This is a genomic window from Glutamicibacter sp. NPDC127525 (assembly GCF_042672105.1).
GTDB lineage: Bacteria > Actinomycetota > Actinomycetes > Actinomycetales > Micrococcaceae > Glutamicibacter.
In genome coordinates this window covers 22,290-34,928 of sequence record NZ_JBHXVN010000001.1, presented here as the reverse complement: position 1 = coordinate 34,928, position 12,639 = coordinate 22,290, and the positions used below count along the sequence as shown (strand labels likewise).

Annotated in this window: 8 protein-coding genes and 2 tRNA genes; all 10 read right to left on the bottom strand. The window is 55.5% G+C overall.

Going from position 1 to position 12,639, the window contains the following annotated elements:
- Nucleotide 1: 1 nt before the first annotated feature.
- Nucleotides 2-1,018, bottom strand: coding sequence for a thiamine-phosphate kinase (gene thiL, locus ACFVHU_RS00120; protein WP_388021764.1), 1,017 nt, complete (start codon nt 1,016-1,018; stop codon nt 2-4).
- A gap of 6 nt (nt 1,019-1,024) precedes the next feature.
- On the bottom strand, nt 1,025-2,668 hold the full coding sequence (locus ACFVHU_RS00115; RefSeq protein ID WP_388021762.1) for a GTPase: 1,644 nt from the start codon (nt 2,666-2,668) through the stop codon (nt 1,025-1,027).
- On the bottom strand, nt 2,668-4,434 hold the full coding sequence (locus tag ACFVHU_RS00110) for a dynamin family protein (protein ID WP_388021760.1): 1,767 nt from the start codon (nt 4,432-4,434) through the stop codon (nt 2,668-2,670). Before ACFVHU_RS00110 ends, ACFVHU_RS00115 begins: the two co-directional genes overlap by 1 nt.
- Before the next feature lie 99 nt (nt 4,435-4,533).
- A tRNA-Glu gene (locus ACFVHU_RS00105) sits at nt 4,534-4,609 on the bottom strand.
- 48 nt (nt 4,610-4,657) lie between these two features.
- Nucleotides 4,658-4,729: transfer RNA gene (locus ACFVHU_RS00100), tRNA-Gln, on the bottom strand.
- Nucleotides 4,730-5,415: 686 nt separating this feature from the next.
- Nucleotides 5,416-6,921 carry a glutamate--tRNA ligase gene (gltX, locus tag ACFVHU_RS00095; protein ID WP_388021758.1) on the bottom strand — a complete coding sequence of 502 codons (1,506 nt, stop codon included), beginning with the start codon at nt 6,919-6,921 and terminating at the stop codon, nt 5,416-5,418.
- Nucleotides 6,922-7,022: 101 nt separating this feature from the next.
- Nucleotides 7,023-7,787: a fumarylacetoacetate hydrolase family protein gene (locus ACFVHU_RS00090; RefSeq protein ID WP_105661153.1), complete on the bottom strand. Its 765-nt coding sequence runs from the start codon at nt 7,785-7,787 to the stop codon at nt 7,023-7,025.
- A gap of 129 nt (nt 7,788-7,916) precedes the next feature.
- Nucleotides 7,917-10,088 carry a hypothetical protein gene (locus tag ACFVHU_RS00085; RefSeq protein WP_388021756.1) on the bottom strand — a complete coding sequence of 724 codons (2,172 nt, stop codon included), beginning with the start codon at nt 10,086-10,088 and terminating at the stop codon, nt 7,917-7,919.
- A 155-nt stretch (nt 10,089-10,243) separates the two neighbouring features.
- Nucleotides 10,244-11,338, bottom strand: coding sequence for a branched-chain amino acid aminotransferase (locus ACFVHU_RS00080; RefSeq protein WP_388021754.1), 1,095 nt, complete (start codon nt 11,336-11,338; stop codon nt 10,244-10,246).
- Between the two features lie 115 nt (nt 11,339-11,453).
- Nucleotides 11,454-12,512, bottom strand: a complete 1,059-nt coding sequence (locus tag ACFVHU_RS00075) for a 3-isopropylmalate dehydrogenase (protein ID WP_105659143.1) — start codon at nt 12,510-12,512, stop codon at nt 11,454-11,456.
- Nucleotides 12,513-12,639: the final 127 nt, after the last annotated feature.

Below are 12,639 nucleotides of genomic sequence, written 5' to 3'. Positions count from 1 at the left end.
GCTAGCCGAAGTGGTCAAAGCCTGTCTCAGGCTTTGCGACCTTGCCATCAAGTTTCACCACTGCGCGGCGACCATTAGCCGGCTTGGCAGCACCAATTACGGTGAATTCCTCTGGGATTTCAATTCCCTCTGGGAAGGCAGCAAGGAGTCCAAAATCTTCGCCGCCGTACAATACCCACGACATCGGATCGGTGCCGGTCAGTTCTGACGCGGCTTCCAAGCGAACAGCATAATCCTGCAGCGCGGAAGACTCTAACTCGAGATTCACATGGCTGGCTTTGGCCAAGCGACCAGCGTCACGGATCAGCCCATCAGATATGTCCATCATGGCTGTAGCACCCGATTCCGCGGCACGCGGGCCGGATTCCAACGGTGGCACGGGACGGCACTGCGCCTGGACCAGCCGGCGCACCGCCCGGCTCCAGCCTTGTTCGTTGCGATCATGTTCCAGGACGGAAAGCCCTGCCCCAGCAGCACCGACACGTCCCGCCACGGCAATGCGGTCGCCAACTTGGACTCCGCTCCTCAGGACCTTGCCATGCTCGCATTCGCCCAGAACGGTAGTGGTAACGGAAATTTCTTGGGACTTCCCGAGGTCTCCCCCGAGAATGGTAAGTTCCTGTGCGCCAAGTCCCTGTATAGCCTCGGCAACGCCGCGGCTGAAGTCCCTGACCCATTCCAAGGAAGTGTCCTTCGGCAGGGACAAAGAAATCACGGCGCCAGTAGCGTGACCGCCCATTGCATTAATGTCCGAAACATTCTGTGCAATGGATTTCCACCCGATGTCATAGGCTCTATGCTCTAGCCCGCTGGGCCAGATCAACCGAAAATCTTGATTCTCAACCAGGGTATCCACGGAGACGAGAACTTCCGTTCCGCGCACGCGCAGCGCACCTGCGTCGTCGCCGGGCCCGAGACTTGCTTGTTCTGAATCAAGCAGCGGCAACATCGCGTCCAGGATGCCTTGTTCCCCAAGGTCACCTACCGTTGCATCGACGTTTGGTTGGTTTGTAGTCACAGAGTTCTAATCGGCTTTCTTGGCTGCTGAGGTGATCAATGCTGAATAACTATTGAAGGTGTCCAAATGCTGGTCAACAGGATCAATCACGGCCTGCCTGACCAAGTGGGATACCGAGCGTTCAATGTTCTTCAACGCTTTCCTACGCTTAACTTTAGCGACTATTCGGTTGACAAACGAGCAAGCCAAGCCAAGGACAATACCCAGCAGTATTCCTATGAAAACCAGCAGCGTCGGGACAGCGATTCCTTCAACCCGGGGAGCCTGCGGCAGGTCGAATTGGAAGTATCCAGCCACCGGATAGCCCGCGAGCCACAAGGCGCCGCCCAAGGCCGCAAGAAGTGCCACCCATTGGATGACTTTAACTACCGGCCACCACCAGGATGACCGTTCAACACCCAGCGGTGTCCCGGCTATAGCCGCATCGATGCCGTCATCTAGGACCTCCGTATTCGCGTGCACCTTTTCACGCAGTGGCTCTTTCCAGCTTTCCGGAAGATCATTGGAAGCCTCGGAAACATACTGGTCGATGCCATGTTCGATAGCCGCAGTCTCCGCTACAGAAAGCTCTGGCCGCGAAGTCAAGGACAATTCAGGGTCTTCATGCCGGCGCCCAAGATTCATCCGCTTCAGCGGATCGTTGCGCAGCTTCACCAGCCACGTGGTCAAAGGCCATCCTGTTCGCGAAGCACCCCGAAGCAGGTAGGAGGTCTCCACTGCATCAGCAATGTACTGGGCGCCGTGCGCTTTTGCGATCACACGCTCCAGCTCCGCTTGGTGCAGCTGGCTAGGCAGGCGCACCTTCTCCACCTGGAGTTCCTCACTCAATCGGTGGATGACTTGATCAACATCTGCGCGGAGCCGACGCGTGGAAAGTGCCTTGTTTTTCGCCGCGGCCGCAATCTTGGCCTGCACATCTGCGACCCCTTCACCCGTGGCAGCAGAGGCGCAAACGATGGGAAGGTTCTCCAAGCCGGACGTTGCCAAGATGCCGCGCAAGGAATCGACAACTTGCTTGCGTTCTTGTTCTGCAATCTTGTCAATCTGGTTCAGGACGATCAGCAGGTTCCCCTGCTGGCTGCGCAAGGAATTGAGATATCCATGGTGGATTGACGCGTCGGCGTATTTCTGCGGATCAAGCACCCATACCAGATAATCCACCTGGCCCACCAAACGAGCAGCAATCTTGTGGTGATCCACTGCCGTGGAATCCATGTCGGGTAGGTCCAACAGCAAGAGACCGGATTCGAACTTCTTTTTCTTTCCAGGTTGTGCCCGTCTGTCCTGATCGCCCATGACGTGACGAGTGGTCACTTCCAGCCAGTCCAGTAACTCGCTTGATCCTTCTGGTTCCCAGATTGCAGCGACAGTATCAGTAGTAGTCGGGCGGATGACACCCGTGGCCGCCAACTCATGCCCTACCAAAGCGTTGAACATCGTTGATTTTCCGCTGCCCGTGGCACCGAAAAGTCCTACAACCACATGTTCGGATGAAAGCTGGCGCCGAGATTCAGCACGCGTGATAACGTCCGCGGCTAGATCGATGGTTTCTGGTTCCAGATATGGTTCTGCAAGCTGCATCGCTTCCACGATGCTGTTGATTTGAGAGTTGAGACCGCTGAGTGCTCTGAGAATCTTGCGCTCGGACATTAGTGAGCCCCTTTGCTACTCAAGGCTGAGGTAATCCTGCCCAAACGATCGGCAAGCTCCGGCTGCGATTTTGCGGCTAGCTCGTCCAGGTAGATCGACGAGGTCCTATCCAGTAGATCCCGTGCCCGGGTGTCAAGCATCTTGCGGGCTTTGGTGGCCATGCGACGTACCGCATCCTCGCCAAAAATTGCTTCCAGCAGTTTCTGCCCTACCAATGCGGAGCCGCCGGCAATACCGATTTCCAGACCGGTGAGGCCCGCTGTTGACGCAAAGACCACAACCATCAGGATGACCGCCACCCCGTTGACTCCAAATGCCGCCATGCGGGCCGTCTTGCGCTTCCCGGCGCCCTCCTGCCGAATCATGTCCAAGACATCTTTTTGCCAAAGCCGGATGCTTTCCGAAGCTTGCTCATTGAGATCCTGTGGCGGGCGCGGCGATTGCAGATTAGAGCGTAGCGCTTGGCCAAATGGCGTGTTCTTCCACGATCTGTCAACGTCATGGCAGGCCTTGGTTGCCTCGGCAATGAAGACCATGTGCAGGCCTGATTCGATGGCTTGTTCAACACGATGGGTCGCTGGCGGTTTTCCAGTCAGGAATGCGCCAACACGATCCCTCATCCGTCCAATGGCGCCTTCGATTCCGCGCAGCAGCTCGCCCGCTCCTACGAAGTCCTGCCACCGGGCCAGGATTTCGCCACGCAGCAATGAGCCGTCATTGAGGGAATCGCTAATTCTGGCCAACGATTGCTCAAAGCGCTCATTGGTAAGGGCGCGCAATTCACCGAGCTGTTTCTCCTGCTCTTGCAGTTCAGCGATAAGCTCACTGACATCTGCGGTGGCGCGCCGCAACGCGCCGTCAAGTGTTTGGGCCGCAATCTGCTGCCGTTTAGCGGAATCTGCTGCCAATGAGTTCAGCCATGCGAGCAAGGGTTCCACGTGCTCACTTGGAATCAATTTCTGGTCATCCAGTTGCGTCTCGTTCAGGACATGCAGCAACGACGGATCCAGGTCCTTCTCGCTTAACAGGCGTTTCAAATCCGGAACAATATCGTCTTCGGCTCCCGGTGGCACCCTGTTCAAGACGACGCAGACGGTAATTTTCCGTGCGCCGGCTTCGGTGAGCATATCCCAAGGAAGAGCATCGGCGTATCTATTGGCTGTGGTGACAAAAATCCACAGATCTGCTGCGTTCAGAAGCTGGCCCGCCAATTCCCTGTTCTCGTCGGAAACCGAGTCGATATCCGGGGCATCGAGGATGGCCAAACCTCGTGGAACCTGCTCACGAGGCGTCATCAACAGCGCATGGTTACTGGCTGCTCCGGCATGTGCATTGAAGCCACGGCCGGCTACGCGTTTAAGTTCGGGAAGAATCCGTTCAGATTCAAAGAAGGATTGGTCAACAGGGTTGAAAGCCAAGACCGGAGTCCGCGTGGTCGGACGCACAGCGCCGGAGAGACTGACGGGTTCCCCCAGGAGGGAATTGACCAGAGTCGATTTGCCCGAGCCCGTGGAGCCACCGACGACCAGCAGTAGCGGTGCGCCGAGATTCGAAACTCGTGGAATCAGGTAGTCCGAGATTTGATGCAATGCCTTGTTGCGCAGTTCTTCGAAGGCAGAGGCTTCTCGTGGCTGGCCATTTACAAAGGAAAGCTCTTCGAGCAGCTCCTGGAGCTCGCTCAAACGCGCCGCGGAATTACTGCCAATTTCGGTTTGCGAGGCAGTTTCCTGCCCTGAGCTCTTAGCCAGATCTGAATTCGACTCCATGAGAACTATCTTGCCTCATGCCAACAGGGAAACCCGCGAGCCTGATGCAGATTTTGTCCGGGAAACGCAAAAACCGCGGAATTCTCCGCGGTTTTACTGTGGTGACCCCAACGGGATTCGAACCCGTGTTGCCGCCGTGAGAGGGCGGAGTACTAGGCCGCTATACGATGGGGCCGTATGCTGAAGATAAATCTTCAGCTCACCAAATCTCTTTGGTGAAGCGCTGGGATACCAGGACTCGAACCTAGAATGACGGAACCAGAAACCGTTGTGTTGCCAATTACACCATATCCCACTGTGACTTGGCCTTTCCGGAATTCAGCTGAGCATCATTCCGGCCACTGCCGTAGCACGAGATAAAACTATACCGGCCTAATGTTCAGTACACAAATCGAGCCCCGCGACCGGTACCCCAGGCAGAATCCGCGGAAAATCAGCAAAGAACAGTTGCCAGTCATCCCAAATCCGCCACTAGCCAGCCAGGGAAATTCTTGTGAAGTGAGGCACTGTCCGTGAGAAAATACTGGAGTCCCGCGTCAACGGCACATTGATAGCCGCCAACAGGGTCATCCCCTATGCAAAGCGCCTGTGCCGACAGGCCCTCTAGTTCATCGCACCGGCCAAGGAACGGGGCACAAATGGGGTTTAGGCTTATTCGCTGGACGCGGTTAATCCTGCCGAACTGTACGCACGCGGCATCCGCACTGCTCGCTGTTCCATCAACGCGAGCCCGCCTGCCATGTACCTCTCCCGGGCATAAGCCCCGTCATCCGCAAAACCTGCCGCAATTCCGGTCAGTCATTCAGGATACAGATGCGCCAGATCCGGCTCGGACATGAACGAGCAACCGCGCATTGTGGCCGTTCGCACATCTACGAGTGTGTCAACAATCGCAAAGAAAACGCCTCGGACAGGACCAGTCATAGGACTGGAACCATCCGAGGCGTTAAAAGTGCTTTTCACCGGGCTTTCGGCGAATAGCTAGCGGGACTCACCAAATGCGCGCAAACGCTTGAGGCTCGACTCGCGTCCAAGAATTTCCATGGACTCGAAGAGCGGTGGAGACACACGCTTTCCGGAGATAGCAACGCGGGCTGGTCCGAATGCCTGACGAGGCTTCAGTTCCAGTTCGTCCACAAGCTTCATACGCAGTGCTGCCTGGATGGTTTCGGCGTTCCATTCGGTAAGGGTTTCGAGGCCCTGGACAGTAGCATCGACAACCTCAACCAGGTTTGCCGGCATTCCCTTGAGTGCTTTCTCGTCGATGACAATTTCGTCATCAGACTTGAAGAGGAATTCAAGCATGTCGGTCGCTTCACCCAACAGAGCAATACGTTCCTGTACCAGTGGCGCAGCCTGGTCCAAGATGAAATTTTCACGTTCAGTCAGTTCTTCGCCCACCAGACCAGCGGCCTTCAGGTAAGGAACCAAACGATCACGGAAATCCTGTGCTTCGAGCATGCGCACGTGGGTTCCGTTGATTGCTTCTGCCTTCTTCACATCGAAGCGGGCAGGATTGGACAGCACATCTGCTACATCAAAAGCTTCTACCAGCTGTTCACGCGAGAAGATATCTTCATCAGCACTTAGCGACCAGCCAAGCAGCGCGAGGTAGTTCAGCAGGCCTTCCGGGATGAAACCATTGTCGCGGTGCAGGAATACGCTGGATTCTGGATCACGCTTGGAGAGCTTCTTGTTGCCCTGTCCCATAACGTATGGCAGGTGGCCAAAGCGCGGCATGTACTGGGCAACGCCGATATCGTGCAGCAACGCATACAAGACGACCTGGCGTGGGGTCGAGGACAACAGATCTTCGCCACGAAGTACGTGGGTAATGCCCATCAGCGCATCATCGATTGGGTTGACCAGGGTGTACAGCGGCTTGCCGTTGGCGCGCACCACCACATAGTCGGGAACGGATCCAGCCTTGAAGGTGATCTCGCCACGTACCAGGTCGTTGAAGGTGATGTCGTGATCCGGCATGCGTACACGCAATACCGGTTCACGGCCTTCGGCCTTGAACGCAGCCTTCTGCTCATCGGTCAGTTCGCGGTCGAAGTTGTCGTAGCCCAGCTTCGGGTCACGGCCGGCTGCCTTGTGGCGTGCTTCGACTTCTTCTGGGGTCGAGTAGGACTCGTAAAGATGGCCTGCAGCGCGAAGCTTGGCAATGACGTCCTCGTAGATCTCACCACGCTGCGACTGGCGGTATGGCTCATGCGGACCGCCCGCGTTGACGCCCTCGTCCCAATCGATACCCAACCAAGCCAGAGCATCCAAAAGCTGGTTGTAGCTTTCCTCGGAGTCACGCTTGGCATCAGTGTCTTCGATGCGGAAGACCATTTTGCCGCCGGTGTGACGCGCGTAGGCCCAGTTGAAGAGGGCAGTACGGATCAAACCTACGTGAGGGGTACCAGTTGGGGATGGGCAAAAACGAACGCGTACCGGGGTATCTTCGGTAACAACGGGAATCAACGAAAGATCAGTCATGATGTTTTCATTCTATGCCTTCTGCAAAGAAACTTGCAGTTAAAGCGCGAAGCTCCCGATCACATTAGCGATCGAAAGCCTCACAACATCAGTGATGGTTCCTAGCGACGGAAGACGGTTCGCAATGAACCGATACCTTCGACTTCCACTTCTACAACGTCGCCTGCATTTACTAGGCCGACGCCTGCCGGGGTGCCGGTCATGATGACATCGCCTGGCAGCAAGGTGAAAGCTTCGGAAGCACGAGCAACCAATTCGTTGACTGGCCAGATCATGTCGTTGGTAGTTCCATCTTGGCGAACCTCGCCATTGACGCGGCTGATAATTCCCAGATCATCCGGGTCGGCAATCTCAGTCTCAATCCACGGGCCCAGCGGGCAAGAACCGTCAAAGCCCTTGGCACGAGCCCACTGCGGATCGGTGCGCTGAGCATCGCGGGCGGTCAGGTCGTTTGCTACGGTGTAGCCGAAGATCACGTCCTGCGCCTTGTCGGCTGGAACGTCCTTGCAGATACGGCCGATCACCACCGCAAGTTCACCTTCGAAGGAAACTTCATTTGAAAACGCCGGCAGGGTGACGGGGTCTCCATGGCCGACTACGGAAGTATTCGGCTTCAAGAACATCAGCGGCTCAGCAGGAACTTCATTTCCAAGTTCCTTGGCGTGCTCGCGGTACGTGCGGCCAAAGCCCACGACCTTTGAGCGAGGGATGATCGGCGCTACCAACCGAACATCATCCAAAGAGTGCGTAGCACCAGTGGTCTTGATCCCCTGGAAAAATGGATCTCCAGCCAAAACATGAATATCGTTACCGTCGACGACGCCGTACAGCGGGTCGCTATCTACTACAAATCGTGCAATGCGCATGAATACAAGCCTAAACTATGACGTCTCGGCTTTTCCTTCACTGCAGGAACTGCGACTGCGAAATACGGCTAATGAAGGGAAGGAAATCCTCGGACGGCAATCCACCTCGGCTCGTCGCCGCGAACTTGGCTAGGTCAATTCCGGCGCCAGGGCAAGCTGCACCAGTGTGGTTTGATTTAGAATCCCGTACACGTGGCCGTCGGCACCAACGGTCAATCTGGTGCCGTGCCGGTCATGGCTTCGTGTGGACACGACGGAATGAGTAGTTCCTGCAACATAATCCATCACTGTTATTCCACCCCCTGCAGCATGAACCATCTTCTGCCCATCCGGCGTTGCCCTTACGTCTGCAGCTAGCCATCCAGGACGATAGGAAGTGTTTTTAACGTTGTTGACGATATGCCGTTTCTTCAACTGTCCGCTGTCCAAGTCCAGCAAGGCTACACCTTGCAGATCGGCTACGGCCAGCCAACCGCCGATGATCACAGGTGAATACAACGCGCCAGCGGATTCCACAGGACTTGTTTCCCAGAGGATCTTGCGGGACGCTATGTGCATCTTGAAGACCTTGGCAGGACTTTTCGTATCTTCAACGCCATATCCGTTGCGTACCGAAGTGGTGCCATAGAGATACGATTCATCGGCGGCTAGCCCGATGATTGAATGGCCTGAAACGAATCCTTTGCCGTCCCCGTCAAGAACCCAAGAGACCGTATCAGTATCAGGATCAATCTTCCCCAGAACACCGCCTGAAACTCCATATTCCGGAACAGTTCCGAAAAACACGCTGGATGAATTTGCTGCCCAGCCAAAGGGCCTCGATTGCGAGTACTCAGTGAGCAGCCGTGCAATCCGGTCATAGTTTCTGTCGGCGTTGTTTTGAGGTGTCTCCATGAGGACCAGGTCAGCGCTACCGTAGGAACCGATATAGGTTTTGTTCTGGTCGTATTCGACCATTCCTTCGATCTGATTGATCACCTGCTCGTCATCGCCGGAGTTCCAACGAACGCCAGTTTCCGGATTCAACGCGGCGACACCGTTCGCCTTGTAACCTCCGATATAGATGTTTCCGTCACTGTGTCCGAGCAGCGATTGGATCTTGATGGCGCTCGGGGTCAATCTGATTTCGCGGGTAGCGCGTACGCGATTCAAACCCAAATCGAATGTTTCGCAGAGAATCCCATCGGTTGTCGTACTGATGATGAGGATGCGCCCATTCTGCGGAATGATGCACAAGATGCCACGCGCCTCGACTTTTCCGAGCTGCTTGTCGTCCATTTCCTGGAATGCAGTTGAATGAAGATGGCCGGCAGTGATGCTGAAGAATCTCCCAGAACTGGCCTTGGAAATCTCGCGCGATGCCCATACCCGGGTCACTGGCTCGTGCCATTTCATCGTCCGGGTATCGAGTATGAGTTGTTCGGAAACGGAGCTAACGGTAACAGCGAGGTAGTGCCCGATAGGGTCGATTGACCCAATGAATCCATGGGCCACATCCACTGGAAGGTTTATTTCACGTACTGCATCCGGCTTCCCCGCCTCAAAGGTGAATAACCTAGGATTCCGAGACCCCGTTCCCATCCATACCCTGCCCCGGCCATCCAATGCCAGCCGGCGGATATAGTCGGTGTCTTCGGCTACACGATCAAACACTCGAAGTTTCTTGCTTTCGACGTTGTAGTTGAAGCTTGCGCCGAGAGGATAGGTCCCTCCCCATAAATTGCCGCTCGAATCAAGCCGAAGCTCATATGCAACCGAGGCGCCTTCAACGTCCACCAGGGTATTGAATTGCTCAGGAATCGCTGGATTCCATGCGAGAACACTCCCGTCCACACTGACATATAGTCTTTGCCGGGGTTCATCCCAAACCATCGAATCAATTCCGTGCCCGCTGTCATCGGGCAAATTCAACGTGTGAATAGCGTTGCCGACGGAGGGATCGATTATTTGCAGTTCATTGATATGCCCGACAACAGACACCGCCAACCGAAGCTTCGAAGAATTGCGATAGTTTGTTAGAGGTACCGCCTCAAGAATCTTCAGCGTCGAATATGCTCTGCCGAAGACCTTTTCATGGCCATTAATCACTTTCCCGCTATCCAGAGCCGTTAGGTACCGCATATCGGGAGTCGGTTTCGGCGTGGGGCTCGGAGACGGGGTCACTGAAGGAGCGCTAATCTCAGAGGCCCGGCGGTCCGGGAAGAGGACAGAAAGCCCTGCGGCGGTTCCACCAACAACAGCCAGACCGAGCAAGCTTCGTCTTGCAATGCTTCTAGTTTCCCTGCGCTCTTCTCCAGACAAACATTACTCCGTTCGATCGGCCCCAGAACTTTTTGCAGTGGAGCAGCGTCTGCTACGTACTGACGCTAGCAACTGCGTTTGCACATGACCAATTCGGTTTAAAAACCACTGGTCCCGAGACTTCAAGTCTCGAGACCAGCAACCTTGAGGTAGCTTTACGCCAAACGCTCCAGCCAACCGTGACGGTCTTCCACGGTACCCCGCTGGATGCCCAGCAGTTCTTCGCGAATGGACATGGTCACCTCTCCGGCTGCAGCACTCTCATCACCAATGAGCTCTTCGCCGTTCTTCAGCAGGCCGATAGGGGTGATCACCGCTGCGGTACCGCAAGCAAAGACCTCGGCAATGTCGCCTGAGGCGATGCCTTCACGCCACTCATCCAGGGTGATCTTGCGTTCTTCCACCTCCATGCCGCGATCCTTCGCGAGCTGGATGACCGATGAACGGGTCACGCCTTCAAGAATGGTTCCGGTCAACGCTGGGGTCACCAGCTTGTTGTCCTTCGTTACGAAGAAGACATTCATGCCCCCGAGCTCTTCAACGGCATTGTCATTGAAGGAGTCAAGGAACAGAACCTGCTTGCAGCCGTTTTCTTCAGCTTCCAGCTGGGCTACGAGCGAGGCCGCGTAGTTGCCACCGCACTTAGCCGAACCTGTACCGCCTCGGCCTGCTCGTGCGTAGTTCTTCGATACCCAAATAGCCACTGGCTTGAGTTCGCCACCGAAGTAATTGCCTGCTGGAGAAGCGATGACGCGGTAGGAAACCTCACGCGCTGCACGCACACCAAGGAATGCTTCGGTAGCAATCATGAATGGACGCAGGTAAAGAGCTTCGCCGTCACCGGTAGGAACCCAATCGATATCCGTTGCTACCAGCTTGCGCAGCGAGTCGACGAAAACGTCTTCATCCAGTTGCGGGAGCGCTAGGCGCTGAGCCGACTTGTTCATGCGGGCCGCGTTGGCCTGCGGGCGGAAAGTCCATACCGAACCATCGGCATGGCGGTAGGCCTTGAGGCCTTCGAAGATTTCCTGGCCATAATGCAGGACCGAAGCGGCCGGATCCATGGCGATAGGGCCGTATGGCTCAATTCGAGCATCATGCCATTCACCGTTACGGCCGCTATCGTCTGCTGACCAGTCGATGACTGCGGTGTGGTCAGTGAAGAAGTCTCCGAACCCAGGATTAGCCAAGACGCCGGCTCGGTCCTGTTCGCTCTTGCGATTCGTTGAGAGATTTTCGGTGAATTCCATCTACCCTGGACTTCCTAGTTCAATAAACAAAGAACGGATGCTCCACGCCTCTGCGGAACATCCGTTCGTGGAATTTGCTACTGGTTATTAGCTAAACAGAAGCGTCACTTTCAGCTTATGCCAGTAACGCCACAATTGCATCGCCAATTTCACTTGTGGTGCGATTATCGGTCAATTCTTGACGTGAAGTGATCTCTTTTTCAACAGCTTGCTCAACTGTGCGAGCTTCTTCAGCCAGCCCGAGGTGATCAAGCATCAGTGCCACGGACAGAATCGCCGCGGTTGGGTCTGCCTTCTGCTGGCCGGCAATATCCGGAGCCGAACCATGAACCGGCTCGAACATCGATGGGTAGGTACGGTCCATATTGATGTTGCCACTGGCGGCCAAGCCAATACCACCGGTAATGGCGCCGGCCTGGTCAGTGAGGATGTCGCCAAAGAGGTTGTCAGTGACAATCACATCGAAACGCGATGGGTCCGTGGTCAGGAAGATGGTAGCCGCATCCACGTGCAGGTAATCGTGGGTAACCTCTGGGAATTCCTGTGCCACCATTTCGACAGTGCGCTTCCACAAATGCCCGGCGTGCACCAACACGTTGTGCTTGTGCACCAGGGTGACACGCTTGCGTTCACGCTCTGATGCACGGCGGAATGCGTCGCGGACAACACGTTCCACACCATAGGCGGTATTTACCGATACTTCGGTAGCGATTTCATGCGCGGTGCCCGTGCGCACCGAACCGCCGTTGCCTACATACGGGCCTTCGGTACCTTCGCGAACCACCACGAAGTCAATTTCACCGGGGTTAGCCAGGGGGCTCTCAATTCCAGGATAGAGCTTAGCCGGACGCAGATTCACGAAATGATCCAGCGAGAAGCGGAGCTTCAGAAGCATTTCGCGCTCGATAATTCCGGACGGAATGCGCGTATCTCCAGGGGCAGCGCCAACAGCGCCGAAGAGAATGGCATCGTGCTTCTTAAGAGCTTCCAGCGTCGCATCCGGAAGTGTTTCGCCAGTCGCCAGCCAATGCTCTGCACCAAGCTTGTAGTCGGTCAGCTTGATCTCGTTCTTGCCACCATTAGTGACGAACTTCAGAACCTTAACCGCTTCGGCAACAACTTCTGGGCCAATACCGTCACCCGGAATGACCGCAATATCAATTACATTTCCCATGGCACAGATTCTATCGACTAGCGTCCGCCATTTGAGAGTTCATCTCAAATAATGAGATTTGATGAGTTTCCGCCGACATATTTCCTCCCTGGGCATGAGGCATCGCCGTCTTCATTGCCGATAACCT